The sequence below is a fragment of the Streptomyces sp. DH-12 genome (assembly GCF_002899455.1).
GTDB lineage: Bacteria > Actinomycetota > Actinomycetes > Streptomycetales > Streptomycetaceae > Streptomyces.
In genome coordinates this window covers 6,939,861-6,965,949 of the sequence record NZ_PPFB01000001.1, presented here as the reverse complement: position 1 = coordinate 6,965,949, position 26,089 = coordinate 6,939,861, and the positions used below count along the sequence as shown (strand labels likewise).

General features: G+C 73.0%; 27 protein-coding genes and 1 pseudogene. 14 read left to right on the top strand and 14 right to left on the bottom strand.

What is annotated here, in order from left to right:
- Positions 1 to 148: 148 nt before the first annotated feature.
- Positions 149 to 1,330: a Cmx/CmrA family chloramphenicol efflux MFS transporter gene (locus C1708_RS30660; protein ID WP_106415738.1), complete on the top strand. Its 1,182-nt coding sequence runs from the start codon at positions 149 to 151 to the stop codon at positions 1,328 to 1,330.
- Positions 1,331 to 1,415: 85 nt separating this feature from the next.
- On the opposite strand, the gene C1708_RS30655 is transcribed toward C1708_RS30660, so the two are convergent.
- Positions 1,416 to 2,933, bottom strand: coding sequence for a PTS transporter subunit EIIC (locus C1708_RS30655; protein ID WP_106415737.1), 1,518 nt, complete (start codon positions 2,931 to 2,933; stop codon positions 1,416 to 1,418).
- Positions 2,934 to 3,143: 210 nt separating this feature from the next.
- Positions 3,144 to 3,428, bottom strand: a pseudogene (locus C1708_RS35350) (N-acetylmuramic acid 6-phosphate etherase); the annotation flags it as partial.
- Between the two features lie 130 nt (positions 3,429 to 3,558).
- On the opposite strand from C1708_RS35350, the gene C1708_RS30645 reads away from it, so the two are divergent.
- Both C1708_RS30645 and C1708_RS30640 read left to right on the top strand, forming a co-directional pair.
- Positions 3,559 to 4,077 (top strand): nucleotide triphosphate diphosphatase NUDT15, encoded by a 519-nt coding sequence (locus tag C1708_RS30645; protein ID WP_106415735.1) that lies wholly within the window; start codon positions 3,559 to 3,561, stop codon positions 4,075 to 4,077.
- A 182-nt stretch (positions 4,078 to 4,259) separates the two neighbouring features.
- Positions 4,260 to 5,477 (top strand): serine hydrolase domain-containing protein, encoded by a 1,218-nt coding sequence (locus C1708_RS30640; RefSeq protein ID WP_106415734.1) that lies wholly within the window; start codon positions 4,260 to 4,262, stop codon positions 5,475 to 5,477.
- Between the two features lie 91 nt (positions 5,478 to 5,568).
- On the opposite strand, the gene C1708_RS30635 is transcribed toward C1708_RS30640, so the two are convergent.
- Positions 5,569 to 6,270 (bottom strand): response regulator, encoded by a 702-nt coding sequence (locus C1708_RS30635; protein ID WP_106415733.1) that lies wholly within the window; start codon positions 6,268 to 6,270, stop codon positions 5,569 to 5,571.
- 742 nt (positions 6,271 to 7,012) lie between these two features.
- On the opposite strand from C1708_RS30635, the gene C1708_RS30630 reads away from it, so the two are divergent.
- The 8 genes from C1708_RS30630 to C1708_RS30595 all read left to right on the top strand — a co-directional run bounded on the left by C1708_RS30630 (position 7,013) and on the right by C1708_RS30595 (position 14,505).
- Positions 7,013 to 8,221, top strand: coding sequence for an ATP-binding protein (locus tag C1708_RS30630; RefSeq protein ID WP_198602651.1), 1,209 nt, complete (start codon positions 7,013 to 7,015; stop codon positions 8,219 to 8,221).
- Positions 8,218 to 8,616, top strand: coding sequence for a roadblock/LC7 domain-containing protein (locus tag C1708_RS30625; RefSeq protein ID WP_019525692.1), 399 nt, complete (start codon positions 8,218 to 8,220; stop codon positions 8,614 to 8,616). The genes C1708_RS30630 and C1708_RS30625 overlap by 4 nt, the downstream gene beginning before the upstream one ends.
- On the top strand, positions 8,616 to 8,990 hold the full coding sequence (locus C1708_RS30620) for a DUF742 domain-containing protein (RefSeq protein ID WP_106415732.1): 375 nt from the start codon (positions 8,616 to 8,618) through the stop codon (positions 8,988 to 8,990). The genes C1708_RS30625 and C1708_RS30620 overlap by 1 nt, the downstream gene beginning before the upstream one ends.
- Positions 8,965 to 9,567 (top strand): GTP-binding protein, encoded by a 603-nt coding sequence (locus C1708_RS30615; protein ID WP_106415731.1) that lies wholly within the window; start codon positions 8,965 to 8,967, stop codon positions 9,565 to 9,567. Before C1708_RS30620 ends, C1708_RS30615 begins: the two co-directional genes overlap by 26 nt.
- A 105-nt stretch (positions 9,568 to 9,672) precedes the next feature.
- Positions 9,673 to 11,022: a cytochrome P450 family protein gene (locus tag C1708_RS30610; protein ID WP_241911362.1), complete on the top strand. Its 1,350-nt coding sequence runs from the start codon at positions 9,673 to 9,675 to the stop codon at positions 11,020 to 11,022.
- 122 nt (positions 11,023 to 11,144) lie between these two features.
- Complete coding sequence (locus C1708_RS30605; protein WP_106415729.1) at positions 11,145 to 12,410, top strand: cytochrome P450; 1,266 nt, start codon at positions 11,145 to 11,147, stop codon at positions 12,408 to 12,410.
- Positions 12,407 to 13,198 carry an enoyl-CoA hydratase/isomerase family protein gene (locus C1708_RS30600; protein ID WP_106415728.1) on the top strand — a complete coding sequence of 264 codons (792 nt, stop codon included), beginning with the start codon at positions 12,407 to 12,409 and terminating at the stop codon, positions 13,196 to 13,198. The genes C1708_RS30605 and C1708_RS30600 overlap by 4 nt, the downstream gene beginning before the upstream one ends.
- Positions 13,199 to 13,569: 371 nt before the next feature.
- A complete protein-coding gene (locus C1708_RS30595) occupies positions 13,570 to 14,505 on the top strand; it encodes a pentapeptide repeat-containing protein (RefSeq protein ID WP_198602650.1) in 936 nt (311 codons plus the stop codon).
- Here C1708_RS30595 and C1708_RS30590 read toward each other — a convergent pair.
- Positions 14,479 to 14,892: an SRPBCC family protein gene (locus C1708_RS30590; protein ID WP_106415727.1), complete on the bottom strand. Its 414-nt coding sequence runs from the start codon at positions 14,890 to 14,892 to the stop codon at positions 14,479 to 14,481. The two genes, C1708_RS30595 and C1708_RS30590, sit on opposite strands and share 27 nt — an antisense overlap.
- A 77-nt stretch (positions 14,893 to 14,969) precedes the next feature.
- The gene (locus tag C1708_RS30585; protein WP_106415726.1) at positions 14,970 to 15,164 is read right to left on the bottom strand and encodes a DUF2795 domain-containing protein; all 195 of its coding nucleotides are present in this window, start codon (positions 15,162 to 15,164) and stop codon (positions 14,970 to 14,972) included.
- A 358-nt stretch (positions 15,165 to 15,522) separates the two neighbouring features.
- Between C1708_RS30585 and C1708_RS30580 the strand changes: the two genes are divergently transcribed.
- Positions 15,523 to 17,001 (top strand): glutamate-cysteine ligase family protein, encoded by a 1,479-nt coding sequence (locus C1708_RS30580; RefSeq protein WP_106415725.1) that lies wholly within the window; start codon positions 15,523 to 15,525, stop codon positions 16,999 to 17,001.
- A gap of 45 nt (positions 17,002 to 17,046) precedes the next feature.
- On the opposite strand, the gene C1708_RS30575 is transcribed toward C1708_RS30580, so the two are convergent.
- Positions 17,047 to 17,769, bottom strand: coding sequence for an FAD binding domain-containing protein (locus tag C1708_RS30575; RefSeq protein WP_106415724.1), 723 nt, complete (start codon positions 17,767 to 17,769; stop codon positions 17,047 to 17,049).
- Positions 17,770 to 18,011: 242 nt separating this feature from the next.
- On the opposite strand from C1708_RS30575, the gene C1708_RS30570 reads away from it, so the two are divergent.
- Positions 18,012 to 18,749 carry a D-Ala-D-Ala carboxypeptidase family metallohydrolase gene (locus C1708_RS30570; protein ID WP_106415723.1) on the top strand — a complete coding sequence of 246 codons (738 nt, stop codon included), beginning with the start codon at positions 18,012 to 18,014 and terminating at the stop codon, positions 18,747 to 18,749.
- Between the two features lie 59 nt (positions 18,750 to 18,808).
- On the opposite strand, the gene C1708_RS30565 is transcribed toward C1708_RS30570, so the two are convergent.
- A complete protein-coding gene (locus C1708_RS30565) occupies positions 18,809 to 19,204 on the bottom strand; it encodes a hypothetical protein (RefSeq protein WP_106416559.1) in 396 nt (131 codons plus the stop codon).
- Between the two features lie 220 nt (positions 19,205 to 19,424).
- Positions 19,425 to 19,781 carry a hypothetical protein gene (locus C1708_RS30560; RefSeq protein ID WP_106415722.1) on the bottom strand — a complete coding sequence of 119 codons (357 nt, stop codon included), beginning with the start codon at positions 19,779 to 19,781 and terminating at the stop codon, positions 19,425 to 19,427.
- A 231-nt stretch (positions 19,782 to 20,012) separates the two neighbouring features.
- Between C1708_RS30560 and C1708_RS30555 the strand changes: the two genes are divergently transcribed.
- Entirely contained in the window at positions 20,013 to 20,435 is a 423-nt protein-coding gene (locus C1708_RS30555; RefSeq protein WP_106415721.1) for a DUF350 domain-containing protein, read from the top strand.
- Between the two features lie 84 nt (positions 20,436 to 20,519).
- On the opposite strand, the gene C1708_RS35730 is transcribed toward C1708_RS30555, so the two are convergent.
- From C1708_RS35730 to katG, 6 genes are all read right to left on the bottom strand, one after another.
- The gene (locus C1708_RS35730; RefSeq protein WP_274543379.1) at positions 20,520 to 20,951 is read right to left on the bottom strand and encodes a cellulose binding domain-containing protein; all 432 of its coding nucleotides are present in this window, start codon (positions 20,949 to 20,951) and stop codon (positions 20,520 to 20,522) included.
- Complete coding sequence (locus C1708_RS34525) at positions 20,866 to 22,233, bottom strand: glucuronyl esterase domain-containing protein (protein WP_241911361.1); 1,368 nt, start codon at positions 22,231 to 22,233, stop codon at positions 20,866 to 20,868. The genes C1708_RS35730 and C1708_RS34525 overlap by 86 nt, the downstream gene beginning before the upstream one ends.
- A 222-nt stretch (positions 22,234 to 22,455) precedes the next feature.
- Positions 22,456 to 22,863, bottom strand: coding sequence for a hypothetical protein (locus tag C1708_RS30545; protein WP_106416558.1), 408 nt, complete (start codon positions 22,861 to 22,863; stop codon positions 22,456 to 22,458).
- A gap of 150 nt (positions 22,864 to 23,013) precedes the next feature.
- Positions 23,014 to 23,358, bottom strand: a complete 345-nt coding sequence (locus C1708_RS30540) for a DUF3140 domain-containing protein (RefSeq protein ID WP_106415720.1) — start codon at positions 23,356 to 23,358, stop codon at positions 23,014 to 23,016.
- On the bottom strand, positions 23,355 to 23,588 hold the full coding sequence (locus C1708_RS30535) for a hypervirulence associated TUDOR domain-containing protein (RefSeq protein ID WP_106415719.1): 234 nt from the start codon (positions 23,586 to 23,588) through the stop codon (positions 23,355 to 23,357). Before C1708_RS30535 ends, C1708_RS30540 begins: the two co-directional genes overlap by 4 nt.
- A gap of 162 nt (positions 23,589 to 23,750) precedes the next feature.
- Complete coding sequence (gene katG, locus C1708_RS30530; protein WP_106415718.1) at positions 23,751 to 25,976, bottom strand: catalase/peroxidase HPI; 2,226 nt, start codon at positions 25,974 to 25,976, stop codon at positions 23,751 to 23,753.
- Positions 25,977 to 26,089 lie beyond the last annotated feature (113 nt).

Genomic DNA, 26,089 nt, shown 5'->3' with positions numbered 1-26,089 from the left:
CTTTCGGTCGCGCCGTCAGCCCCCTGCACCACTGAGCCGATCACCTGCCGCACCACCCGGCCGGGTCGGCCTGCCCTGGTGCCTCGGGGGCCGGCCGCGCTGACGAGATGACGTTCACCCGTCCCTCTCCTCGGCCCGGAGCCACTCGATGCCTCTTCCCCTGTACCTGCTCGCCCTGGCCGTCTTCGCCATGGGCACCTCGGAGTTCATGCTCGCCGGTCTGCTGCCGGACATCGCCGACGACCTCGGCGTCGCCGTCGGCACGGCGGGCGCCCTCACCTCGGCCTACGCCGTCGGCATGGCGGTCGGCGCCCCGCTCACGGCGGCGCTGGCCCGCAACCGTCCCGGACGGTCGAGCCTGCTCGGCTTCGTCCTCGTGTTCCTGGCGTGTCACGCCGTGGGGGCCGCCACCTCGAGCTTCCCCGTCCTGTTCGCCACCCGGGTGGTCGCCGCGCTCGCCAACGCCGGGTTCCTCGCCGTCGCCCTGACGACCGCCGCCGCTCTGGTGCCCGCCGACCGGAAGGGCCGCGCGCTCGCCGTCCTGCTGTCGGGTACGACGCTGGCCACGGTCGCCGGGGTCCCCGGCGGGTCGCTGCTCGGCACTCTGTTCGACTGGCGGGCCACCTTCTGGGCCGTCGCCCTGCTCTGCCTGCCCGCGGCCCTCGGCGTCCTCACCGGCATCCCGGCACACCGGGGGCAGGACACCCCGGCCGACGGCGGGCCGTCCCTCCGCCGGGAGATCGCCCGGCTCAGGCAGCCTCGCCTGCTCCTGCTCGTCCTGCTCGCCGCCCTGGTGAACGCCGGCACCTTCGCCTGCTTCACCTTCCTCGCCCCGGTCGTCACCGGCACCGCCGGGCTCGGCGAGCTGTGGATCTCCGTCGTCCTGGTGCTCTTCGGCGCCGGCTCCTTCGTCGGTGTGACCGTCGCCGGGCGGCTGTCCGACCGGCGGCCGGACGTCGTCCTCTCCGTCGGCGGCCCCCTGCTGCTCGTCGGCTGGACCGCCCTGGCCGTGCTCGCCGACCTGCCGGCCGCGCTGCTCGCCCTCGTCTGTGTCCAGGGCGCGCTGTCCTTCGCCGTCGGCAGCACCCTGATCACCCGCGTCCTCTACGAAGCGGCCGGCGCCCCCACCATGGCCGGGTCCTACGCGACCGCCGCGCTCAACGTCGGCGCCGCCGCCGGACCGCTCCTCGCCGCCGTCTCCCTCCGCACCGGGGCCGGCGCGAGCGGGCCGCTCTGGACCGGCGCGCTCCTCGTGGCCGCCGCGCTGCTCGTCGCGCTCCCCCTGCGCGCCGTCGTCGTCCCCCGCCGCCGCACGGAAGCCGCACAGTGACCCTGTGACATGCCAGGACGCCGCTGCCCGCCCCTGTCGGGCGGGGCGGGCGGCGGCGTCGGACGCGGCGGGGCCGCGGCCGAGGTCAGACCTTCCCGACGACGCGGTCCTCCGTCACCACCGGCGCGGTGGACGCCGGCGCCGGCTCGTCAGGAGCCACGTTCAGCTCCGCGAGCATCGTCCTGGTGAAGCCGAACCAGTACGTCGCCACGAAGCCGGCCACGTACCCGACGAGCAGGCCGGCCCCGTAGACGGCGATCGTCCGGGCGAGGCCGTGGTCGCCGTCGAGGAGGGGGAACAGGGCCCAGCCGGAGGGGCCGATCGCCGTGGCGCCCACGTCCGTGCCGAGCTGGTTGAAGAGGCCGACGAAGGCGCCGCCGAACGCGCCGCCCGCGCAGGCGGTGACGAAGGGGCGGCCGAGGGGCAGGGAGACGCCGTAGATCAGCGGCTCGCCGACGCCGAGGAAGCCCGGCCACAGCGCGGACTTGACCGTCGTGCGGATCGAGGTGTTGCGGGGCAGCCGGCAGTAGATCGCGATGGCCGCGCCGACCTGGCCCGCGCCCGCCATGGCGAGGATCGGCAGCAGGACGGTGAAGCCCGCCCCCTCGATCAGCGTGGTGTGGATGGGGATGAGCGCCTGGTGCAGGCCCAGCATGACCAGCGGGAGGAAGAGACCGCCGAGGAGGAGGCCGGCGCCCGCGCCGCCGTGGGCGAGCAGCCAGTCGGCGGCGTCGCCGATCCAGGACGACACCTCACCGGCGAGGAACATCAGGCCGAACAGGGTCGCAAGGCCGGAGACCAGCACGGTGACGGTGGGCGTGACCAGCACGTCGACGGACTCGGGGACCCAGCGCCGGCACCGCTTCTCGACGTACACGCCGAGGCAGGCCGCGGCGAGCGCGCCGAGCACACCGCCCTGGCCGGGTGACAGCTGCTGGCCGAACGCCTCGACGTCGGCCACCTTGGCGTAGACGATGATCGACGCGACGGCGCCGCCGAGGACGGGGGTGCCGCCGAACTCCTTGGCCGTGTTGTAGCCGACGAAGACGGCGATCAGCGCCATGAAGCCGGAGGCGATGGCGGCCAGGGCCGGGGTGATGCCGGGCAGCCAGCCGAGGTTGACGAGCAGGCCGTTGAGGCCGGCGATGATGCCGCAGCCGATGAGCGCGGGGATGAGCGGCACGAAGATGTTCGCGATGCGCCGCAGGAACAGCTTGAACGGGGTGGCGTTCCTCGCCTTCCGCTCCGCCCTGAGCGCCGCGCCCTGGGCCGCCAGCTCCTCGGCCGTGACGGGGTCGGCCCCGCCCGCGGGGGCGGCGGGCTCCTCCGGGACGTCGGCGCGCTGCGCCTCGACCAGGGCCTCGAACTCGGGGGTGACACGAGCCACGGTGCCGGGGCCCAGCACGATCTGGTAGGTGTCGTCCTCGACGACCCCCATGACCGCGGGCAGCGCCCTGAGCGCCTCCTCCTGGACGAGGGACCGGTCGCGCAGCCCGAGCCGGAGCCGGGTCATGCAGTGGGCCACCGATGCCACGTTCGCCGCGCCTCCGACCAGGGGGAGGAGGGCGGCGGCGGTGGCGCGATGCTTGTTCTCTTCGCTCATGGTGCGGTCATGCCTTGCTGTGAGGTGGGGCAGGCCGCGTCAGGCGGCTGCGGCTTCCGGTGCCTTGCGCGGGCGCCCGTGGGCGTCCTGCGGCAGGCGGGCTGCGGTCGGGGCGTCCACGGACGCCCGGAGGGTGAGCATGGTGTTCCCGCCCTCGCCGCCGTTGCCGGCGAGGGCGGTCTCGGCGGACTCGCCGCGGGCGCCGGTGGCGAGGATGCCGAGTCGTCCTGCCGTGCCGGCGACGGCGTGGACGAGCCGGCCGCCGCGGGTCATGCGCTCGGTGACGCCGTCGATCGCGGCGGCGATCCGCGGCAGCCGGGCGGCGGCAGCCGTGGTGACGGTGACGTCCTGCGCGTTCATGAAGCGGACGATGCCGAGGGCGGGCGGGCGGTCGACGTCCGCCGGCTCCGGGCGGTACGCCTCCGTGGTCACGGTGGCCGGTTGCTCACACAACCGGCCGCTCCCCACGGCGTCTGCGGCGGGCACGAAAGTCACGCTCCTGCGGGTCGAAATTTACTTTCGGTCGATCACTTGGTCCTGAAAGATATTTTCAGCCCTCGCGTGCGTCAAGGGTCGTCGGGCACACCTCGCCCGGAGCGCCCCCGGGAACGTGTAGAAGGGACCCGTGAACAGCGCCGAACACACCGCAGCGGAGCGCCCCGAGCGCGCCCGCCCCACGCCGCACAGCCTGACGGGCGTCGGCATCGCCGTCCTCGACGAATCCGGCCGCGTCCTGCTCGGTCTGGGCCACGACGGGCGGTGGGAGCTGCCGGGCGGCAAGGTGGACCCGGGTGAGGACTTCGAGACGGCGGCCGTGCGGGAGTTGGCGGAGGAGACCGGGCTGTCCGTGCCGGCCACGGCCGTACGGGTGCTGGCGGTCGTGGTGGACGGCCTGCGCGGACTCACCCGGGTCACCGCCGCCGCGGTCGCCGAGGGGGCGGCCGGCACGCCCACGGTGACGGAACCGGACAAGATCGTGCGCTGGGAGTGGTTCGCGCGCGACGCGGTGCCGTCCGCGTTGTTCGGTCCGTCGGCCTCGGTGCTGGACTGCGTGTGGCCCGAGGCGCGTCCCCGCGGGGCGGCGGAGACGTATCGCTACCCGGTCCGCCCGGCCGGCGAGGGGCACGCGACCAGGGCCGGGTGAGGACAACGCGGGGTGCGCCACGCCGGGTTGGAACGGCGGATCGGCGGGGCGCCCCTGCACTACGATGCAGACGTTGCCGCCCCGGCCTCACGTGACTTCACCAACGTGCTTTTCCGATAAGGCAGTTGAGCTTGTCCCGGCCGCAGGCGCCTGTCCTTCCCCCACACTCAGGAAAGATGCGGATGCGGATCAAAGACGTGAGCGTCGCGCTCGCCGGTTCCACCCTGATCGTCACGCTGGCGGCGTCCCCCGCCCTCGCCGGCACCACCGCTCCCCCGCTGCCGGCGCCGGACGTCGCCGCCGTCGCCGCGGTGCACCGGACGGCGCTGTCCCAGGGCGCTCCCGGCGCGCTGACCCGGATCGACGAGGGGCTGAGGAGTTACCGCGTCGCCACCGGCGAGGCCGACACCGCCGCCCACACGCCGATGGACACCGGGCGGCGGTTCCGCGTGGGGAGCGTCAGCAAGACGTTCACCACGGTGGTGCTGATGCAGCTCGTCGCCGAGGGGCGGATCGACCTCGACGCCCCGGCCGACCGCTACCTGCCGAAGCCGCTGCCCGACGAGCGCATCACGGTGCGTCACCTGCTCAGCCACCGCAGCGGGTTGTACGACTACACCAACGACATGTTCCACAACACCGTCCCGGGTTTCGAGGCGGTGCGCGACAAGGTCTTCAGCTACCAGGAGCTGATCGACCTGTCGACGGAACGGCCGCTGAACAACGCGCCGGGCGCCGCGTACAGCTACTCCAACACCAACTTCGTCGCGCTGGGCGCGATCATCGAGCACGTGACGGGCACGCCGGTCGCCACGCACTACCAGCAGCGCATCTTCACGCCCCTGCGGCTGAGGAACACGTCGTACGTCCACCCGCGCACCACCATCTCCGGGTCGTACGCGCGCGGTTACCTCCGCCAGGACGACACCACGCTGCCGCTGGTTGACTCCACCGAGCAGACCGTGTCCTGGGCGCAGTCCGCGGGTGCGGTCATCTCGAACGCCGAGGACCTCAACCGGTTCTTCTCCGCGCTGCTCTCCGGGAAGCTGCTGCCGGCCGAGCAGGTGCGGGAGATGACCGCCATGGTCCCGGTCACCGCCGACGGCAAGCAGTCGTACGGTCTGGGGCTGCGCGGCCGGACGCTGTCCTGCGGCACCACGGTGTACGGGCACACGGGCACCGTGCAGGGCTACTACACGTACGCCTTCACCACGAGCGACGGCCGCCGCAGCATGGCGTCGCTGGCGAACACCTCCAACAACGGGACGGTGAACACCACCCTCGGCGCCACGCTCGAGGCGTCCTTCTGCGGCACCGACCCGGCGGCCGCGGTCCGGCGCGCCGCCGCCGCGCCCGAGCGGTTCACCGAGGACATCGCGCCGCAGATCGCCCGGGACTGATCCACGGGACCGCTACCGCGGGTCCCGGCCGGGCGCCGTCCGGCCGGGACCCGCGGCGGTCGGTGGCCGTCGTGGTCGGTGGCCGTCGTGATCAGTGGCCGTCGTGGCCGTGCCGCAGACGGTCCCGGGCCTCGGTGGCGATCACGGCGGCCTGGATGCGGCGCTCCACGCCGAGCTTGGCGAGCAGCCGGGAGATGTGGTTCTTCACCGTCTTCTCCGCGAGGTAGAGCCGCTGGCCGATCTGGCGGTTGGTGAGCCCCTCGCCGATCAGCTCGAGGATCTCCCGCTCCCGCTCGGTGAGTCCGGGCAGGACCTCCGGCTCCTGCTGCTCCTTCTGCGGCCCGCCGCGCAGCCGCGCCATCAGCTTGGCGGTGGCGCTCGGGTCGAGCAGCGACTGGCCGCGCGCCACGGTGCGGACGGCCTCGACGAGGTCGGAGCCGCGGATCTGCTTGAGGACGTAGCCGGACGCGCCGGCCATGATCGAGTCCAGCAGGGCCTCCTCGTCGTCGAACGAGGTCAGCATCAGACACACCAGGTCGGGCATCCGCGAGCGCAGTTCCCGGCACACGGTCACGCCGTCGCCGTCGGGCAGCCGGACGTCGAGGACCGCGACGCGCGGGCGCAGGGCGGGGACGCGCACCAGGGCCTGCTCGACGGTGGCGGCCTCGCCGACCACCGTGATGTCCGGCTCGTCGTTCAGCAGGTCGTGCACTCCGCGCCGGACCACCTCGTGGTCGTCCAGGAGGAAGACCCTGATCGGGTCGTCGGGGTCGGGCTGCTCGCCGTCCGCCATCGAAAGGCTCCTTGCTCTGCGCGTGGCGTGTTCCGCGAGGATCTTCGCCGGTCCAGAACCGGATGGCCAGGGCCGTTCGGCCCTGATCCGCGTCTTCCCGGGTGATCTCCACCCGCTCGGACGCGCGGCGGCCGTCCCCGGCATCACCGCGGCGCGTGGCGCGCGGCACGATCGCTCTCCGGGTGCGGCCCGACCCGCCCTGCTCACCCGGACCGGCGGGGAGGCGCCCGCCCGGCCCACGGGCGCCCGCCCGACCTCGCCGGCCCACTCCGGCACCCCACCGCGGCGGCACGAGCACGCTCGGGCGCGCGGTCTCCCCTCACAGGGCTCGGGCGGCCGGCCCCACCCCCCGCACTGTGCGGCAGGCGACGGCCGTGACACCGTTTCGCCGTGCCACAGCTGGGACGTGGCACAACGGCGGCACAGCGGGCGGGCGACGCGCGGACCCCGGCCGGGGGTGCGCGGCGGGGCGTCGGAGACCCCCCGTGTGAACTTCTCGTGAGGTTTGTCAAGTGCCACCGGCACCAGACGTGTTACCGCCCCGGGACTGATACGATCAACGGACTTTCAGCAGGCTGGCGACGCGTCATGAACGCGTACGGGGGACAGTCTCTAAGGCCCCATCGCTGAGGAGTTGAGGCTTTGTCCCGCCGTGGGTCCGCGCCGCTCGGCGGCCCGGACCGGTTTTCCGCGTGCGCGGGCACTCCCTTCTCCCGACGCGATGCGACTTGAAGAGAGTCTCATGACGTCATTGATCAAGGATCCACTGCTGTGGATCCTGCTGGTGGTGCTCGCCGCTGCGGTTCTCGCAGTGCTGCGGGCCCGGAGAACCAATCTGGCGCTCCGAAGAACAAGGAAGGATCTGGAGGCGGGCCTGGGCCAGGCCCAGGGACGGATCGAGCAACTGGAAGCCCACATCGACACGCTGGGCGCCCGGCACCGGGGGGAGCTGGCCGATGTGCGGGCGGACGCCGAGTCGGCGACCAAGGCCGTGCTCAAGTCGGCCATGGGCACCCTCCAGTCGCTCGCCGAGGAGCAGCAGCTGCTCCTGGACGGACTGCTGAAGAAATACGGCAACGACAGCGAGGTACTGGCCGACCTGATGTCGGTCGACCACACCGGCAGCCAGTTCAGCCGCCGGGCCAAGGGCATCTCGGTGCTGTGCGGCGGCTGGCTGGGCCGCCGCGAGGGGGCGGCGACCGTCTACGACGTCGCCCGCAGCGCCCAGGGCCGCATCAAGGACTTCAACCGGGTGAGCATCCACGCCCAGGACAGTGTCGCCGTGACCGGCAAGGCGGTCGAGCCGGTGGCCGTGGTGCTGGCGGAACTGCTGGACAACGCCACGACCTACAGCGCCCCGGGCACGCCGGTGGAGGTCAACATCCAGGCCGTGCCGACGGGCGTGTGCTTCATCGTGGACGACGCCGGTCTGGGCATGGACCAGGAGACCAAGGACCGGGCGGCGGCCCTGCTGTCCGCCGACGGTCCGGTCGACATCACCGGTCTCGGCGACCCGCCCCGGTTCGGTTTCGCGGTGTGCGGCATGCTCGCCAACCGTTACGGCTTCCACGTCTCCGTCGGCTCGGTCTCCCCCTATGGCGGTGTGCGCGCGGTGATCCGTATCCCGGAGAGCCTCCTCTCGGCCGACGTGGTCGCTCCCGCCGAGCCGGAGCAGGAGCCCGAGGACGGGCAGGAGGACGCTCCGCACCGCCTGGCGCCGGTGCCCGTGGGCCCGTCGCGCGTGGTGGGCACGACGTCCGGCGGGCTGCCCAAGCGGCGGCGCCGTCAGGGCCCCATCGCGGTGGTGCCGCCCCCGCAGGGCTCGGGCGCCCTCGACAAGGAGACCTCCGAGTCGTCCGGCGAGGTCACCGCGTCGCGCCTGGGGGCGTTCGCACGCGGCACCCAGCTCGGACGGACCACGAACACCACGGAAGGACCTGACCACCAGTGAAGACCGACCTGTCGTGGGTGCTGAACGACGTGCTCGAGGTACGCGGCGCCCGCCACGCCATCCTCGTCTCGGGTGACGGCCTGCTGCTCCAGCGTTCGGACGACATCTCGCGCGACGACGCGGAGACCAACGCCGCCGCGATGAGCTCCATGCAGTCGCTGAGCCGGGCGGTCGCCGGCTTCGTCGGCGCGGGACACGGCATCTGGAAGCAGACGCTGCTGGAGTACGACGGCGGCTGGATCTTCCTCATCGCGGCCGGGCAGGGCTCCTACCTGGCGGTCTCCGCGGCGGTGGACGTCGACATGGAGGCCATGTCGTTCCGCATGCAGAAGACGGTGACGGCGCTGAACAAGGCCATGAGCGTGGCTCCCCGCTCCGACAACGGTGTCGGCTGATGACGGCGCCCGGCGAGGAATCACCCGTCACCAGTGACTTCGTCCGCTCCTACGTCATCACCGGCGGCCGGAGCCTGCCGTCCTCGGACGAACTGGCGCTGCACACCCTGGTCACGCTGGCCCCCGGACGGACGCTGCCGCTCGGGGCCGGCCCCGAGGTGAAGGCGATCTGGGAGCTGTGCTCGGGTGGCTACCTGTCGGTCGCCGAGGTGGCGGGCCACCTCGGCCTGCCCGTCGGGGTGGCCCGGCTGCTGCTCACCGATTTATCGGAACAGGGGCACCTGCTCCGCCGGGCCGAGCCGCCCCGGGCCCAGAACGTTGACAGAGCGACCCTCGAGAAGGTTCTGAATGGACTCCAATCCCTCATCGGCTGAGACGGCCCAGAAGTCCATCTACGTCTCCAGCGCGGTGACCAACGCCGCAAAGATCCTCGTCGTCGGGCACTTCGCCGTGGGCAAGACGACCTTCATCGGCTCGCTCTCGGAGATCACGCCGCTGCGCACCGAGGAGAGGATGACCCAGGCGTCGGCGCAGGTCGACGACCTCAGGGGAGTCACCGGGAAGACCACCACCACGGTCGCCCTGGACTTCGGCCGCCTCACCCTCAGCGACGACCTGGTGCTGTACCTCTTCGGCACACCGGGCCAGCAGCGGTTCATGCAGCTGTGGGAGGACATGGCGCGCGGAGCGCTGGGGGCACTGCTGCTGGTCGACCCGACGCGGCTGGAGGAGACCTTCCCGGTCATCGACCTCGTCGAGGGGTACGGCCTGGAGTACGCCATCGCCGTCAACTGCTTCGACTCCGCCCCGGTGTACGCGGAGGCGGAGGTGCGCGAGGCGCTCGACCTGCTGCCGGACACCCCGGTCGTCCACTGCGACGCCCGCGACCAGAGCTCGTCCGCGAAGGCGCTGATCGCGCTGGTGCGGCACCTGCTCGACCGCACGGCCTGACCTCCTCGCGTCCGCCGGGGGCCCGGGGGCAGCGGCCCCCGGACCCCCGGATCCCGGCCCCCGTGTCCCGGCCCCCCGGGTCCACGGTTCACTAAGGAAGACTTCATGGAACCTCACTCCCCGTCCGCGTCGGGTGCGGGCAGATGCCCCATGCACGACGCCGGTTTCGCCACCGATCCGCACCAGGTCTACGACCGGCTGCGGGAGCACGCCCCGGCCGGTCCGGTCGAGCTCGCCCCCGGTGTGGACGCCACGCTGGTCGTCGGGCACGAGATGGCGCTGCGGGTACTGCAGAACACGGAGCTGTTCGCCCGTGACGCCCGCCGCTGGAAGGACCTGAACGAGGGCCGTATCGCCCTGGACAGCCCGGTGCTGCCGATGATGGCGTACCGGCCGAGCTGTCTGTTCACCGACGGCGCGGTGCATCTGAGGCTGCGCAAGGCCGTGGTGGACAGCCTGGCCCGGCTCAACACCGCGCGGATCCGGCGCGACGTCGAGCCGATCGCCGACTACCTGATCGACCGGTTCAGCGAGCTGGGCCGGGCCGATCTGATCGGCGACTACGCCAAGTTGCTGCCGCTGCTGCTGTTCAACAAGCTGTTCGGCTGTCCGGCGGACATCGGCGACACCGTCACCGCCGCCGTGTCGGCGATCTTCGACGGCACGGACGCGGTGCGCGCCAACGAGGAACTGACCGCGTCCCTCATGGAGTTGATCGCGCTGAAGCGCCGGCGTCCCGACGACGACGTCACCTCGTGGCTGATCCAGCACCCCGCCGGGCTGACCGACGAGGAACTCAAGGACCAGCTCGTGCTGTTGATGGGCGCCGGCATCGAGCCGGAGCGCAGCCTCATCGGCAGTTCGCTGATGCTGCTGCTGTCCGGGGCGGCGGGCCGGGAGAGCGGCATGCTGATCGAGGAGGCGCTGGACCACGTGCTGTGGAACCAGACGCCGATCGCCAACTACGCCACGCACTACCCGGTGCGGGACGTGGACCTCGGCGGTCACGTGGCCGAGGCCAACACCCCGGTCGTCATCTCCTTCGCGGGCGCCAACGCCGATCCCGCGCTGGCGGAGGCCCGCCGCGCGCACAGCAAGGGCGCCCATCTGGCGTGGGGCGCGGGCCCGCACGCCTGCCCCGCGAAGGACCCGGCACAGGTCATCGCGACCACCGCGGTCGAGCGGCTGCTCAACGCGCTGCCCGACCTGATGCTCGCCGTGCCGGAGAAGGAACTGGAGTGGCGGCCCGGGCCGTTCCACCGTGCGCTGGTGGCACTGCCCGTGACCTTCGTCCCCACGCCGGCCACCCGGACCGCGACCGCGATGCGCGAGCGGGCCGCCGCGACGCCCGAGGCCGCACACCCCGCGACCGTGCCCTCGTCCGAGCAGGCCCGGCAGACCCCGGCCCGCAAGAAGGGGTTCTGGAGCAGCTTCCTCGACGTCTTCCGTGTATGACGGCACGCCGGACGGCAACAGCACGGCATGTGACAGGTGCAACACTCAACGACACATGACCCATGCAGATGGAAGGGTAGGTTCCGGCGGTATACGGTAGCGTCCAGTCAAAGGAGCACCAAGTGACCGCCGTTGGCGACATAAGCGGTACCACCAGTGACCGCCGAGCCGTCATTTCCCTTCTCCGGCACCTTCGTTCGCCGGAAGGCCAGGCCGACCCCCTGCCCGTGTGGGAGGGGCTGCGCTCCTTGGGGGACGTGGTGCGCGCCCCCTGGGGCGCCTACTTCGTCACCTCGTTCGAGGCATGCAGCCAGGTCCTGCGCTCCAGGAACTGGCTGGTGCCGGACTTCGCCTGGCAGGAGCGGCAGCCCGACCCGCGCCGCTGGCAGGAGCTCGCCACCCAGGAGCTCACGGGCACCCTGTCCCGCATCAACGCCCCGTCGCACACCTGCCAGCGCCGCGCCCTGGGCAACCCCTTCGACCGCACCACCCTGGAGGGCATGCGTCCGACGGTCTCGCGGCTCGTCTCCGGTCTGCTGGACGACCTGGAGAAGCGCCTGCGGGCGGACGGGGAGGCCGACTTCGTGCAGACGGTCGCCGAACTGCTCCCCGTCCGCACGGTCGGTGAGTGGCTGGGCATCCCCGAGGAGCACCACGCGCACGTCCTGGACTTCGCCCACCGGCAGGCGTACGCGCAGGAGCTGTTCCCCACGAAGGAGCAGCTGGCGCTCGCGGGGCAGGCCACGATGGAGATGCGGGCCTTCTTCGGCGAGCTGATCCGCGACCGGCGGGCGCACCCCGGCAACGATGTCCTCACCGGCTGGATCCGCCACTGGGACGCCCACTTCGCGGACGACCCGGACTCCGCGGCGCGGGTGATCTACCACTTGACCATGTTCATCACCATCGCCTCGCTGGAGACCAGCGCGGTGCTGCTGACCAACGCGGTGCGGTTCGCGACGGAGGAACCCGCCCGCGCGGAGTGGCTGCGGGCGCACCCCGAGCACATCGACGACCTGATCGAGGAGACGCTGCGCTACGACCCCCCGGTGTGGCTCAACTCCCATGTGGCCGCCGACGACACGATCCTGGCCGGCACGCCGCTCGCCAAGGACACCACCGTGCACATCCTGTACGGGGCGGCGGCCCACGACCCGCGGCGCAACCCGGACCCGCACGTCTTCGACATCCTGCGCGACGGCGGCCACATCACGTTCGGCAGCGGCCCGCACTTCTGCCTCGGCGCCCCTCTCGCCCGGTTCGAGGCGCGGGAGGCGGTCGCCCAGATCCTGGAACGCTTCCCCACCCTCCGCCCGGCCGGGCCGCCCTCCTACGACAACTCCCGTCTCGTCTTCCGCCGCATCACGTCCCTGAAGGTGACCGCATGACCGCATCGCCCCTCGCCGGACTCCCCGCCGAACAGATACTCAAGACCGTGCGCACCTACCGGCAGGGGCCTCTGCTCACGGTCGAACTCAACCTCCCCGAGGAGGGGAACGCGGTCGGCGACGCCATGCTCGACGACCTCCTGACCGTCCTCGACCACCAGGACCCGGACGTGCGGGTCCTGGTGCTGTCCGCGGCGGGCGACGCGTTCTGCCTCGGCGGCGACCGGCGCGAGTTCCCGCAGCACCTGGACGCCGATCCCACCGGTGACGGCATCCGCGTCTCCGGCAGGAAGGCGCTGCGGGTGTGCGAGGCCCTCACCGCCAACCCCGCCGTCACCATCGCCCGCGTCCAGGGCCGGGCGGTCGGCGCGGGCGTGGGTCTGCTGCTCGCCTGCGACCTGCGGGTGGGCGTGGACACGGCCACCTTCCGGCTGCCCGAGCTGGCCCTGGGCGTGCCGCCCGCGTGGGGCGGGCTGCTCCCCCGGCTGATCAGCGAGGTGGGCGTGGCGCGGGTGCGGGAGCTGATCCTCACCGCGCGGGTCTTCGACGCCCAGGAGGCCCTGGGCCTGTCGGTGCTGCACAAGGTGGTGCAGGCGGACGCGCTCGACGACGCGGTCATGGCGTGGGCGAAGCCCGTGCTGCGGCGGCCGGCGTCGGCGGTGCGGGTCACCAAGGCGATGCTCGACTCCCTCACCGCCCCGACCCGGCTCGCCGACGTCTCGCTGTTCGACCCGGAACTGCTGACGGCGGTCCTCACCGGGCAGCGCGCCTCGGGCACCGCCCGCTGACCCGGTAAGACACCGGACGGCGGCACCCACTGCGGTGAGTGCCGCCGGGACCGTGGGCGCCCGCAGGGAAGCCCGGGGTGGGCCGGCCGTCCCGAGAGGCGGTCCGCACACCGCGCGGGCCGAGCGCGGCGGCGTACGCCGTCTCGGCGTCGGCCTCCAGCGGCGCGGTGGCGAAGGCCTCGCCGGACCGCGCCGGCCGCCGGTCACGAGCACGCGGGCTCCCCCGGTCCCGGTCATGGTCCCCGCTCCTCGCTCCCCTGTGCGACGTGGGCGAGCGGAGGCGGGGGACGATCACGTCGTCTGCGAGAATGGGCGGCGTTCACGGGGCGCCCCGGCAGGGGGCGCCCGTCGTCGGCCCAGGAGCGTTCACGGTGTCGCCACAGCACGGAACCCGCTCGTCCGCGCACGGCGGCGGACGGCCCCGGCGGCCCGCACGGACGGCGCCCCGCCCGGAGCGGGAGCCGGCCGTCGTGAGGAGCGAGGAGCTGCGCGCCGACTGCTCGGCCTGCTTCGGCCTGTGCTGCGTGGCCCTGCCGTTCGCCCGCTCCGCCGACTTCGCCGAGGACAAGCCCGCCGGGCGGCCCTGCGGTCATCTGCGTGACGACTTCGGCTGCGGCATCCACGCCCGGCTGCGCGACGAGGGCTATCAGGGCTGCACGGTCTTCGACTGCTTCGGCGCCGGGCAGAAGGTCTCGCAGGTCACCTTCGGCGGCGCCGACTGGCGGCGGGACCCCGGGTCGGCTCCCGCGATGTTCGCGGTGTTCCCCGTCATGCGGCAGCTGCACGAACTGCTCGCGTACACCGCCGAGGCGCTGGGTCTTCCGGCGGCCCGTCCCGTGCACCGGGAGCTCGGCCGGGCGCTGGCGCGGATCGAGGAGCTGACCCGGGGCACCGCCGAGTCGGTCGTCGCGCTCGACGTGAACGCGCTGCGCGGGGAGGTCAACCCGCTGCTGTTGCGGGCCAGCGAGCTGACCCGGGCCCGGGTGCCGGGCCGCAGGAAGGACCACCGCGGCGCCGACCTGATGGGCGCGCGGCTCTCCGGGGCCGATCTGCGCGGGGCGAGTCTGCGCGGGGCGCTGCTGATCGGCGCCGACCTCACCGGGGCGGACCTGCGCGAGGCGGATCTGATCGGCGCCGACCTGCGCGGCGCGGACCTGTCCGGCGCCGACCTCACCGGGGCCCTGTTCCTCACCCGGGCGCAAGTGAGCGCGGCGCGGGGCGACGCGGCGACGACGCTGCCGCCGTCGCTGGGCCGCCCCGCCCACTGGGCGCGCGAGGGGTCAGCCGGCGGCGTCGTCGACGCGTAGCCGGACCTTCCGCTCCAGCCTGCGCAGGCTGTCGTCGAGGGCGCCGGTCACCTGCTCCTCGCCCGGATCGTGGCTGTCCTCGAAGAAGGAGAGGTGCACGGTCACCTCGCTGGCTCCGCTGTCGATGCCGGCGACCTGGAGCCAGCCGGCGTAGCCGCCCTGTTCCCGTGTGCCCCACTCGATGCGCATCTGGTCCCGCTGGGCCCGCAGGAGGGCTGAGGTGTCCTCGTCGGTGCGGTCCTCGTGCACGGTCACGGCGGGCAGCCGCTCGGCGCGCACATGCAGCTCCTCGGGCATCCAGTCACCCATCTGGTCGATGTCCGCCGCCTGGTCGAAGACCTGCTCGGGCGGGGCCGGCATGGTGTGCGAGCGCTCGTACTCGGTCATCGGTGCACCGTCCTCGGTCGGTCACGGGCGTCCGGGGCCGGCCCACGGGGGGGCGGGCCGCGGCCCCGGCACGCGGGTCATTCGTTGCCGAAGACGGCCTTCTGCACCTCGTTCGGACCGTCGAACCGCTCGGTCCCCGTCTCCGACAGCTTCTTCACGAGGTTGTCGTCGGCGCCGTTGCTCTTCGCCACCGAGACGAGATCGTCCTTGGCGGCCGGGTAGTCGGCGCCCTTGAGTGCCTTCTGCAGGTCGATCGGGCTGAGGTCGGCCATGGCGAGCCTCCCGTGGTGCTACCGGCGCGGCGTGTCCGCGCGGGGACCGGGCGAGTACCCACCGCCCGGCGAGCCGATTCCCCCCGTCCCCGCAGGCCCGGCCCGTACGGCCGGCCGCCCCGGCCGTACGGGCGGACACCGGTGACCTCCCGGGTGCGCCGGTGTCCACCCCGCACACGCCCCACCGGGGGCACGCCCCGGGGGACGAGGATCTCGCCCTGAGCGACGGCCGCTCCTGCGCCTTGCCCCGGTTCCTCGCGGAGGGCCCCACGGGCTGACGGACTCGCGTGGTCGCGGGCGGCCACTGGTGCGACGCTGGGGTGGTCAGGTTCCGGACGAACAGCCTGGAGGGAGACCGATGGGACGGGACGTCCCGGCGCTCACCTTCACCCGCGAGGACCGCCGCCGCTACCGGATCAAGATGCAGCAGTGCCTCGACGCGCTGGCGCAGATGCTGCGCGAGTCGCGTTTCGAGGCCGAGCGGCCCCAGGTGGGGCTGGAGATCGAGCTGAACCTGGTCGACGACCGCGCCGAGCCCGCCATGCGCAACACCGACGTGCTGGAGGCCATCGCGGACCCGGCCTGGGACACCGAGCTGGGACGGTTCAACCTCGAGATCAACATCGCGCCCCGGCAGCTCACCGAGGGCGGTCCCGACGCCTGGGAGTCCGAGATCCGCTCCGCCCTCAACCACGCGGAGCAACGCGCCCGCTCCGTCGGCACGCACCTGATCATGACGGGCATCCTCCCCACCCTGCGGCACGAGGACGTCGGGGAGGGCGCCCTGTCGGAGAACCCGCGCTACCGGCTGCTCAACGACCAGATCTTCGCGGCGCGCGGCGAGGACCTGCACATCGAGGTGACCGGCATCGACCGGCTGCGCACCTACGCGGACACCATCACCCCGGAGGCCGCCTGCACCAGCACGCAGTTCCACCTCCAGGTCGACCCGGAGGACTTCGCGTCGTACTGGAACGCGGCCCAGGCGATCGCCGGGGTGCAGGTCGCGCTCGCGGCCAACTCGCCCTTCCTGTTCGGCAAGGAACTCTGGCACGAGACGCGCGTCCCGCTGTTCGAACAGGCCACCGACACCCGCCCCGAGGAGATCAAGGTGCAGGGGGTGCGGCCCCGCGTGTGGTTCGGTGAGCGGTGGATCACCAGCGTGTTCGACCTCTTCGAGGAGAACCTGCGCTACTTCCCCGCCCTGCTCCCCCTGTGCGACGACCAGGACCCCGCGGAGACCCTGCTGCGCGGCGACGTCCCGGATCTCGGCGAGCTGACCCTCCACAACGGCACCATCTACCGCTGGAACCGCCCGGTGTACGCCGTCTCCCGCGACAAGCCGCACGTCCGGGTGGAGAACCGGGTGCTGCCCGCCGGGCCGACCGTCGCCGACACCCTCGCCAACGGCGCCTTCTACTACGGCCTCACCCGCGGCCTGGTGGAGGAGGATCGGCCGGTGTGGTCGCGGATGTCCTTCTCCGCCGCCGAGGACAACCTGCGCACGGCGGCCCGCTACGGCATCGACGCGCGGCTGTACTGGCCGGGCATGGGCGAGGTGCCGGCGGCGGAGCTGGTCCTGCGGCGGCTGCTGCCGCTGGCGCACCGGGGTCTGGAGCTGTCCGGCATGGACGACGCCTGGCGGGAGCCGCTGCTCGGCATCATCGAGCAGCGGTGTGTGACGGGGCGCAACGGCGCCGTGTGGCAGAAGGAGATGTTCCACCACATCGACGCGACGGCGCACTGCGGGCGTCATGAGGCGCTGCGGCGCATGACGCAGCAGTACATCGACTACATGCATCTCAACGCGCCGGTGCACACCTGGCCCGTGGAGTGAGGTGCGGGGTGACGGGCCTGCCGTCCGCCGCCCCGCGCGCTCCCCTCAGTCGCCGGCGGTACGCCCGAGGACGTCCGTCACCTGGCGCCGCACCGCCTCCCGCGCCTGACCGGGCAGACCGCCCAGGGCCGTGCCGTCCAGAGCGTCGAGCGCCTGACCGGTGTCCGCCGGCGCGGGGACGCTCTCGCCGACGACCTCGTCACCGTCCCGCACGGCGACGAACAGCCGCCGCCCACCGTTCTGTCCGGCGTGCACGGCCGTGGCGACGACCAGGGGCGGCGGCCCGCCCGCGTCGCCGGGCGCCTTGTAGTAGGCGCTGGTCAGAGGGCGGCGCCAGCGGATGCCCAGCATCAGGGGGCGCTTGGCCACCACCTCCGCCAGATCCGCCTCGTAGGTGCCGTCCCGGTCCAGGACGGTCGCCCGGGCGTCCAGGACCAGCGCCGGGGGCAGCAGACACCGCAGGGTGCTGCCCACGATGTTGCCGCCGACGGTGGCCGTCCGGCGCACGGCCCCGGTGCCTATGGAGGCGGCCGCGCGACGCAGCACCTCCGGCACGCGGTGGTCGATCTGGTGCAGCAGCACGGCGGCGCCCAGGGCCTCGCCGTCCACCACGGTGGCCTCGGGCAGCCGGCGCAGGGACATCGCCTGTTCCGGGAAGCCGTCGCGCTGCCACTGGGCCCACACGAGCGTGGCCCCGCCGACGGGCACCGCCCCCTCGGCCAGACACCGCTGGGCTTCGGACAGGGACGTGGGCAGACGCAACAGCACGGCGATCGACCTGCTTTCCGCGGCGGAAGGTGCAACCAGGGCGGGACGTACGGCACTTCACGGGGAGGGGAGGACCGGCACCGCATTCTCCGCAGCGGCCCGGGGGCGCGTACAGGGCTCACGTGTCGCGGGCGTGCTCCGATCAGGGACACCTTGCGCTCGGCCGCGTGTTTGCCCCATGGTTGACGCGCGTCACACGGTTCGTGGCTCACCCCGATCTCTCGTACCGAAGCGGAGACCGCATGTTGAAACGCGCACTGCGACTCGCCCTCTCTGTTGTCATGCTCATGGCTGGGCTGGCGGCGGGTTCCCTGGCCACCGCCGGGACCGCGCACGCCGACGGCTGTTACACCTGGAACCGCACCCTGTCCCAGGGCGCGTCCGGCGCCGACGTCACCCAGCTCCAGATCCGGCTGAGCGGCTACCCCGGCTACGGCGCCGTGCTGGCCGTCGACGGCGAGTTCGGTCCGGCCACCGCCGCCGCGCTCAAGCGCTTCCAGTCCGCCTACGGCCTGGCCGCCGACGGCGTGGCCGGCTCCGCCACCTTCAGCAAGCTGTACGCCCTCCAGGACGACGACTGCACGCCGGTCCACTTCGACTACTCCGAGCTGAACCGCTGCAACTCGACCTGGTCGGGCGGCGCGGTCAGCGCCGCGACGGCGAAGGCGAACGCCCTGCGCACCATGTGGAAGCTGGAGGCGCTGCGGCACGCGCTCGGCGACCAGCCGATCCGGGTCACCAGCGGTTTCCGCTCCCAGTCCTGCAACAGCGCGGTGGGCGGCGCGAGCAACAGCCGCCACCTGTACGGCGACGCCGCCGACCTCGGCGCGGGACCGCACTCCCTGTGCACCCTGGCCAAGCAGGCCCGCAACCACGGCTTCAACGGCATCCTCGGCCCCGGCTACCCGGGCCACGACGACCACACGCACGTCGACCACCGCGGCAGCCGCTACTGGTCGGCTCCGACCTGCGGCATCTGAGATCCGCGCGCACGCCCGAGAAGCACCGAGGGGGGTCCCGCCCGGGACCCCCCTCACTCTCACGTACCCGTCGGCCGCGTCCCGCCGGGCTCGGCCCGTCGTTCCCGCCGGAGGGCCGCGCCCGTCGCGAGGGCGCCCAGGCCCTCCCACACCGCGACGCCGATGAACGCCCCCGGCGCCCTGCCGGTGCTCACGGCGACCGCGAACACCGTGCAGGTGAGCAGCCGGAAGGGCACCGTCCAGCGGAAGAAGGCCCGCCAGTCCGCGAGCGCGGCCAGGACGTAGTACACGCCCATGTTGAGCGCCGCCATCGACGACGCCGTCACGAACGCGGACGTGTGGTCACCGCTCCCCCGCCCGCCCGGCGCCGTCAGGCCCAGGAGCGACAGCTGGGTGTCCGGCGAGACCAGTCCCACCGCGCCGAGCGCGGCGGCGAGCACGCCGAACACGGCCATGGTCCAGCCCGAGGGCGAGCGGGGCAGGGTCACGGGGTCAGCCCACCGTCCCCTCCTGGTTCGCGGTGCGCGGAGTTGTCGCCGGTCACGTCCGGGCACGTGCCGGCCTGCGGGTCGACGACGTCGCGGGCCATGGTGACCAGCCTGCCCTGAAGCCGTCAACCTCCTGATGCGGATCAGGAATTCACGACGCGCCCCATCTGCTCAGGGGGCCGGGGGGTCAGGCAGTGGTGCCCCAGGACGTGCGGTGGGCGCAGTTGGGGTCGTGCTCGGTCGCGCACGACGTCCACCAGCGTTCGCAGCACGCCGCCTCCACCTCGGCCCGGGCGACCGCCGCGGCCGCCGCGTCGCGCCAGGCCGCCCGGCGGCCCTCGCGCTCGCGCAGGGCGGCGACGGCCCGCCGTTCGTCGGCGATGACGGTCTCGCGGACCACGCCCAGGACGGGGGCGAGGGAGGCGACGGCCATGGCGAGGGTGGTCCACGCGGGCACCGCCCCCCAGGTGCGCACGGTGCAGAAGGCGAGCCAGAGGGCGACGGCGATGTACATGACGGTGAGAACCCGGCTGCCCCTGCTCATGCTCGTCTCCCTTACGGTCCGTCGGTCCGATGGACATCGGATGCCCCGGAAGCGCCCGGGCATGACACCGCGTCGCGGTACACCCCGGGGTTTCCTCGAGTTCGTTCGCGCGTGGGCGGGTCGGTGCGGACGCCGGGGACGCGGACCGGCCGGATCGGGAGTGCGCTAGATTTTGCTCGCCCTTGACCGCGATCCTTCACGATCCCTCACGCTACGGAGCCGGCGCACCCCATGAACGACATCGTCAACGGACTCGGCCGGGCCAGTGCCTACGGCGCACTCGGGCTGGTCCTGCTGGTCCTCGGCATCTTCCTGGTCGACCTGCTGCTGCCGGGCAGGCTCGGCCGGCAGATCTGGCAGGAGCGCAACCGCAACGCGGCCGTGGTGCTCAGCTCCTCGCTGCTCGGCATCGGCGGCATCGTGTTCACCTCGATCTGGACGACGTACGACGACTTCGGCAAGGGCCTGGTGTCCACCGCGGTGTTCGGCGTGCTGGGGCTGGTGATGATGGCCGTGGCGTTCTTCGTGGTGGACCTGGTCACCCCCGGGCGCCTGGGCGTCACGCTGGTGGAGGTCGAGCCCCACCCGGCGGTGTGGGTGACCGCGTCCTGCAACATCGCCGTGTCCGCCGTCATCTCGGCGTCCATAGCCTGACCGGGCCCGCTCCTCTCGTCCACGCGTCACCGCCCGGCCGGCGCGCGGGCGGAGCGCGGCGGCCGGGCGGTGCGCCCGCTGCGTTCAGCCGCCGGTGCAGGTGAGGGACGAGGGCGCACCCGGCCCGCCGTCGACCGTGAAGCCGAAGGCGGTCGAGCCGGCCGGGGCGAGGGCGCCGTTCCATTCGGCGTCGCGCACCGTGATCGTGCCCGTGGTGCCGGTGTTCCGGCCGTTCCAGACACTGCCGAGGGACTGCCCCTGGGCGAGCGTCAGCTCGACGGTCCGGGCGCGGAGGGCGGTGGAGCCTCCGTTGCGCACGGTCACCTCGCCCTGGCAGCCGCCGGACCAGCTGTTGACCGTACGGAAGGCCGCGGTGCAGCCGTCACCCGGCGTGCCGGGACCTCCGGCGCCGCCGCCCGGCCCGCCGGTGTCACCGCCGTTGCCCCCGTCCCCGCCGGTGTCGCCGCCCGTGCCGCCCCGCTGGTGCCGCCGTCGGCGAGGGCCGGGGCCCGCCAGTCCCGCCAGGCCGAGAGGTCGGCGGACTTGGCGGGCGAGACCCTGAACACCCCGGAGGAGCCGCCGGAGTCGAGCAGGAACTTCTGGATGTTCCGCTGGAGCGGGGTGCGCCACTCCGAGCGGGCCGCGCAGTGCGTGCCGTCCTGGATGTCGGACCAGTAGCTGATGCGCCGCCCGCGCCCAGCGCCTTGCAGACCTCGGCGCCGCCGAGCGCGGCCAGGCTGCCGGACCGGGCGCCCAGCCAGTCGACGTGCGGGTTCTCCATGATCAGAGGGCCGCGCGGGGCGATCATGCCCACGATCTGGTGGGTGTCCGCCGGCAGGTTCGCGGGGCTGCCGGTGAAGGAGCCGAACGCGTCGCCCAGCCACGGCTGTTCGGAGTAGGCGCTGCTGAGTGGCTGGGCCCCGCTCTCCTGCGGGATGCCGCGGAAGGCTCCGGTGCCCCCGCTGCCCGACTCGATCGGCATGGTGAGGGCGATCCGCTGGTCGAGGGCGCCGGCCACGAAGGCGCCCTTGCCGAACCGGGAGCAGCCGGTGACCCCGGTGGCGTCCGCTCGGAGCACGCCGCCGTCGGACTGTTCGATGACGTCGATGACGCGGCTGACGCCCCATGACCGGGCCATCAGCAGTCCGGTGGGGCTGGAGGAGCCGTGGAGGGTGTAGAAGGCGCCCTGCTTGGCGGAGCGGGAGGCGCCCTCCCGGCCCAGCGCGTAGGGGTCGGGGGAGACGACGGCCGCGCCCGCGTTCTTGATGGCGGCGGTGTCCGCGCCGAGCCCGCCGAGCACCACGACGGCCGGGAACGGGCCGTCTCCGCTGAGGAGTTCGACCCCCGCGGTGAAGCCGGCGCTCCTGCCCTGGTGGCTGGCCTGCACGGTGATGCCGGTGCGGGAGACCGTCCCGGTGACGCCGTCGGGCCGGGCGGGCTTGTCCCCGTAGACGTGCCGCTCGGCGGGCTCCCGGATCTCCGCGCGCCGGCACCGCCAGTCCTCACGGGTCGAGGCGCGGGCGCCGTTCGCCCTGAGGAACGGGTCGGGGAGCTCGGCCCGGGAGGCCGTCGAGCCCGACGGGGGGACGGGGCAGTCGGCGCCGTCGTCCTCGACGCCGGGCGCGGCGGCCGCTGCGGGGACGAGTGGGGCAGGGGTGCTCTGTGGGGGGAAGCGCGACCAGGGCGAGCGCGACGGCGGTCGCGAGGACGGCCGTCGCCCAGGCCCGGAGCCGGTGTCCGGGCAGGCGCATCGGTACCTGCAGAGGGGGTGGGCGCGCTCCCAGGCCAGAAATGACATCAGGGACATGACAACAACACGGACAGGGGTCCGTGAAGGTGACCGTTTCGCAGCGTCACCGGAAGGTACGAACGGCCGCTCGTCTGCGGTGACACACACGGCCGGACGTGAGGACCGCACGTCCGGACCGGCCTGTCCGACCGAGAATCTCGCCCCGTTCCCGCAAAGCGCCGGCGCCCGGGGCGGGCACCTGGCGGGATCCGGCCGGCAGCCCGGTGGCCGTCAGGCCACCCGGCGCCGTTCCTGCGTCACCGCGCGGGCGGGGGCCTGGGCGACACGGGTGGCCGTACGGACGCGGTACGTCGTGCGGTTGGGGTCGACGACCGGCTCGCCGAGCGTGATCCGGCCCGCCGCCTGCAGCTCGTCGCACTCGGCGGTGGGCAGCGCGGCGTAGCAGCCGCCCCTGCCGGTGGCCGGGTCGATCGGACGCCAGTAGCTGTACCGTCGGCGGCCGTTGGCGAACACCGTGACGTACGTCGGGGTGCACGGGTCCGCGATGATGCGCAGCACGTCGGCCGCCGTCCCGGGCGACGTGGGCGCGGCGGCCGGGGCGGCGGACGCCCGGGCGCGCCGTCGGCGGACGGTCGGCAGGTCGACGAGGGTGTTCGAGCGGTCGACGGTGGCAAGCATCTGAAGGACCTTTCCGGAGCCGGACACGAGACCGTCTACCCAGCACCGCGCCGGAGTTGATCTCCTTTTCCGATCATTGTGCAACCTCACACCGACAACGTGCGACGGTTTTCGGTCGTTCCCAATCGACGTGTCGACATAGCGATGCGATCAGGTGTCGGCGAGCGGGTCGTGGCCCCAGTTCATCAGCGAGTGCCGCCAGCGGGTGTCGGTGACGTCGCCGGACGGGCGCTGCGCGAGGTGGCGGTGAAGGTAGCCGACGACCTTGCGCATGTGGGCGTAGTCGTCCTCGGTGAGGTCGGCGCGCTTGGCGCGTAGCAGGGCGACGATGCGCCGTCCCGAGGCGTGCCCGGTCGACTCGCCGCCGTCCTCGTGCTGGCCCGCGCTCCGCGACTCGTCCGTCCCGAGCCACTTCTCCAGGTCGCCGGGCTTCATGTTGACCAGCCTCCGGAACTCGTTCCAGGTCTCCTCGTCGTCCGCGGCCACGGCGCTCACTTCCTCTTCTTGAGCGCGGACGGCTTGTGCACCGCCGTCCTGCCGGACTTGTCGCTGCGCACCTCGTACTGCGGCTCCTCCTCGGAGGCCGCGACGGTGCGTCCGGCCGCCTCGGTCCGCTCGGTGATCTTCCGCTCGACCTCGCCCGTCGTCTCGCTGCCGTGGCTGCTCCAGGCGACGTGGTCGCCCTCGTGCGGGTCCCTCCCGGACTTCCTGCTGTCCTTCGCCATGACCGGTGCCTCCTCCGTGTCGGCCGTGGGCCGCTTCCCACCCTGGTGGCAACGGCCGCCGCGCGCATCTCGGGCGGACGGCCGTCCGGGCCGGCCCCCGGAGAGGGGGGCGGCCCGGACGGGTGGATCGGCACGCCGGAGGGACCGGACGGGCCGTGCGGATCAGACGAGGTCGAACCGGTCGAGGTTCATGACCTTGTCCCACGCCGTGACGAAGTCCCGCACGAACTTCTCCCCGGCGTCGTCGCTCGCGTAGACCTCGGCGAGGGCGCGCAGCTCGGAGTTGGAGCCGAACACCAGGTCGGCGCGGGAGCCGGTCCACTTCACCTCGCCGGTGGCGGCGTCGCGGCCCTCGAACGCGGTCCGGTCCTCGGACGTCGGCTTCCACGTGGTGCCCATGTCGAGCAGGTTGACGAAGAAGTCGTTGGTGAGGAGGCCCGGGGTCGCGGTGAACACGCCCTGGGACGACCGCTGGTGGGTGGCGCCGAGGACCCGCAGGCCGCCGACGAGCACCGTCATCTCGGGGGCGCTCAGACCGAGCAGGTTGGCCTTGTCGACCAGCAGGTACTCGGCCCCCAGCCGGTTGCCCTTGCCCAGGTAGTTGCGGAAGCCGTCGGCGGTCGGCTCGAGCGCGGCGAAGGACTCGACGTCCGTCTGCTCCTGCGTGGCGTCGACGCGGCCCGGGGCGAAGGGCACCTCGACGTCGAAGCCGGCGTCCTTGGCGGCCTTCTCCACGGCGGCGACACCGCCGAGCACCACCAGGTCGGCGAAGGAGACCCGCTTGCCGCCGGTCTGCCCGGCGTTGAACGCCTCCTGGACGCCCTCCAGGGCGCGGATGACGCCCGTGAGGCGGTCGGGGTCGTTGACCTCCCAGCCGCGCTGCGGCTCCAGGCGGATACGGCCGCCGTCGGCGCCGCCGCGCTTGTCGCTGCCGCGGAAGGAGGAGGCCGCCGCCCACGCCGTCGACACGAGGTCGGACACGGACACGCCGGTGGCGAGGACGCGCTCCTTCAGCGAGGCGATGTCGGCGGCGTCGACCAGCTCGTGGGTGCGCTCCGGCAGCGGGTCCTGCCACAGCAGCGTCTCCTCCGGGACCTCGGGGCCGAGGTAGAGGGACTTCGGGCCCATGTCGCGGTGGGTGAGCTTGTACCAGGCGCGGGCGAAGGCGTCCGCGAACTCCTCCGGGTTCTCGTGGAACCGGCGGGAGATCTGCTCGTAGACCGGGTCGAAGCGCAGCGCCAGGTCGGTCGTGAGCATCGTCGGCCGGTGCTTCTTCGACGGGTCGTGCGCGTCGGGGATGACGGCCTCGGCGTTCTTGGCCACCCACTGTTTGGCGCCGGCCGGGGACTCGGTCAGCTCGTACTCGTACTCGAACAGGTTCTTGAAGAACCCGTTGCTCCACCGGGTCGGCGTGGCGGTCCAGGTGACCTCCAGGCCGGAGGTGATGGTGTCGGCGCCCTTGCCGGTGCCGTAGGTGTTCCGCCAGCCCAGACCCTGCTCCTCCATGGAGGCGGCCTCGGGGTCGGGGCCGACGTGGTCGGCGGGGCCCGCGCCGTGGGTCTTGCCGACGGTGTGGCCGCCGGCGATCAGGGCGACGGTCTCCTCGTCGTTCATCGCCATCCGGCGGAACGTCTCACGGATGTCGCGGGCCGCGGCGATCGGGTCGGGGTTGCCGCCCGGGCCCTCGGGGTTGACGTAGATGAGGCCCATCTGGACGGCGCCGAGCGGGTTCTCCAGCTCACGGTCGCCGGAGTAGCGCCGGTCGTCGAGCCAGGTGGTCTCGGGACCCCAGTAGACGTCGTCCTCCGGCTCCCACACGTCCTCGCGGCCGCCGCCGAAGCCGAAGGTCTTGAAGCCCATCGTCTCCAGCGCGACGTTGCCCGCGAGGATCAGCAGGTCGGCCCAGGACAGGCTCTGGCCGTACTTCTTCTTCACCGGCCACAGCAGGCGGCGGGCCTTGTCGAGGTTGGCGTTGTCCGGCCAGCTGTTGAGCGGGGCGAACCGCTGCTGGCCGGAGCCGGCGCCGCCGCGGCCGTCGCTGATGCGGTAGGTGCCGGCACTGTGCCAGGCCATGCGGACGATCAGCGGACCGTAGTGGCCGAAGTCGGCCGGCCACCAGTCCTGCGAGGTGGTGAGGACCTCGGCGATGTCCCGCTTCACCGCCGGCAGGTCGAGCGACCGGAACGCCGCCGCGTAGTCGAAGTCCTCGCCGAGCGGGTTCGCGGCCGGCGGGTTCTTCGCGAGGATCTTCAGGTTCAGACGGTCGGGCCACCACTGACGGTTGCCGCCGCCCTGGGTGGGGTGCGGCGCGCGATCGTGCGCCACCGGGCAGCCGCCTGCCTCCTCCGCCTTGGGGTCGGTGACGATCGCGTCATGGTTCTCGGTCATGGAAGTCCTTCCGGGCGAAAAGGGTCCGTGCAGCTCAGGCACTGCGGGAGGTGGGACTTCCGGGGCGCGGGCCCCGGGGGACGGCTTCGGCCCCGTCGGCCTCGAGGCCGTGG

Excerpts from the sequence above, each read along its gene's own strand:
- C1708_RS30660 (WP_106415738.1), top strand. The coding sequence starts at position 149 with ATGCCTCTTCCCCTGTACCTGCTCGCCCTGGCCGTCTTCGCCATGGGC.
- C1708_RS30655 (WP_106415737.1), bottom strand. The coding sequence starts at position 2,933 with ATGAGCGAAGAGAACAAGCATCGCGCCACCGCCGCCGCCCTCCTCCCC.
- C1708_RS30640 (WP_106415734.1), top strand. The coding sequence starts at position 4,260 with ATGCGGATCAAAGACGTGAGCGTCGCGCTCGCCGGTTCCACCCTGATC.
- C1708_RS30635 (WP_106415733.1), bottom strand. The coding sequence starts at position 6,270 with ATGGCGGACGGCGAGCAGCCCGACCCCGACGACCCGATCAGGGTCTTC.
- C1708_RS30630 (WP_198602651.1), top strand. The coding sequence starts at position 7,013 with ATGACGTCATTGATCAAGGATCCACTGCTGTGGATCCTGCTGGTGGTG.
- C1708_RS30620 (WP_106415732.1), top strand. The coding sequence starts at position 8,616 with ATGACGGCGCCCGGCGAGGAATCACCCGTCACCAGTGACTTCGTCCGC.
- C1708_RS30615 (WP_106415731.1), top strand. The coding sequence starts at position 8,965 with ATGGACTCCAATCCCTCATCGGCTGAGACGGCCCAGAAGTCCATCTAC.
- C1708_RS30610 (WP_241911362.1), top strand. The coding sequence starts at position 9,673 with ATGGAACCTCACTCCCCGTCCGCGTCGGGTGCGGGCAGATGCCCCATG.
- C1708_RS30600 (WP_106415728.1), top strand. The coding sequence starts at position 12,407 with ATGACCGCATCGCCCCTCGCCGGACTCCCCGCCGAACAGATACTCAAG.
- C1708_RS30590 (WP_106415727.1), bottom strand. The coding sequence starts at position 14,892 with ATGACCGAGTACGAGCGCTCGCACACCATGCCGGCCCCGCCCGAGCAG.
- C1708_RS30585 (WP_106415726.1), bottom strand. The coding sequence starts at position 15,164 with ATGGCCGACCTCAGCCCGATCGACCTGCAGAAGGCACTCAAGGGCGCC.
- C1708_RS30580 (WP_106415725.1), top strand. The coding sequence starts at position 15,523 with ATGGGACGGGACGTCCCGGCGCTCACCTTCACCCGCGAGGACCGCCGC.
- C1708_RS30570 (WP_106415723.1), top strand. The coding sequence starts at position 18,012 with ATGTTGAAACGCGCACTGCGACTCGCCCTCTCTGTTGTCATGCTCATG.
- C1708_RS30565 (WP_106416559.1), bottom strand. The coding sequence starts at position 19,204 with ATGGCCGTGTTCGGCGTGCTCGCCGCCGCGCTCGGCGCGGTGGGACTG.
- C1708_RS30560 (WP_106415722.1), bottom strand. The coding sequence starts at position 19,781 with ATGAGCAGGGGCAGCCGGGTTCTCACCGTCATGTACATCGCCGTCGCC.
- C1708_RS30555 (WP_106415721.1), top strand. The coding sequence starts at position 20,013 with ATGAACGACATCGTCAACGGACTCGGCCGGGCCAGTGCCTACGGCGCA.
- C1708_RS34525 (WP_241911361.1), bottom strand. The coding sequence starts at position 22,233 with ATGTCATTTCTGGCCTGGGAGCGCGCCCACCCCCTCTGCAGGTACCGA.
- C1708_RS30545 (WP_106416558.1), bottom strand. The coding sequence starts at position 22,863 with ATGCTTGCCACCGTCGACCGCTCGAACACCCTCGTCGACCTGCCGACC.
- C1708_RS30535 (WP_106415719.1), bottom strand. The coding sequence starts at position 23,588 with ATGGCGAAGGACAGCAGGAAGTCCGGGAGGGACCCGCACGAGGGCGAC.
- katG (WP_106415718.1), bottom strand. The coding sequence starts at position 25,976 with ATGACCGAGAACCATGACGCGATCGTCACCGACCCCAAGGCGGAGGAG.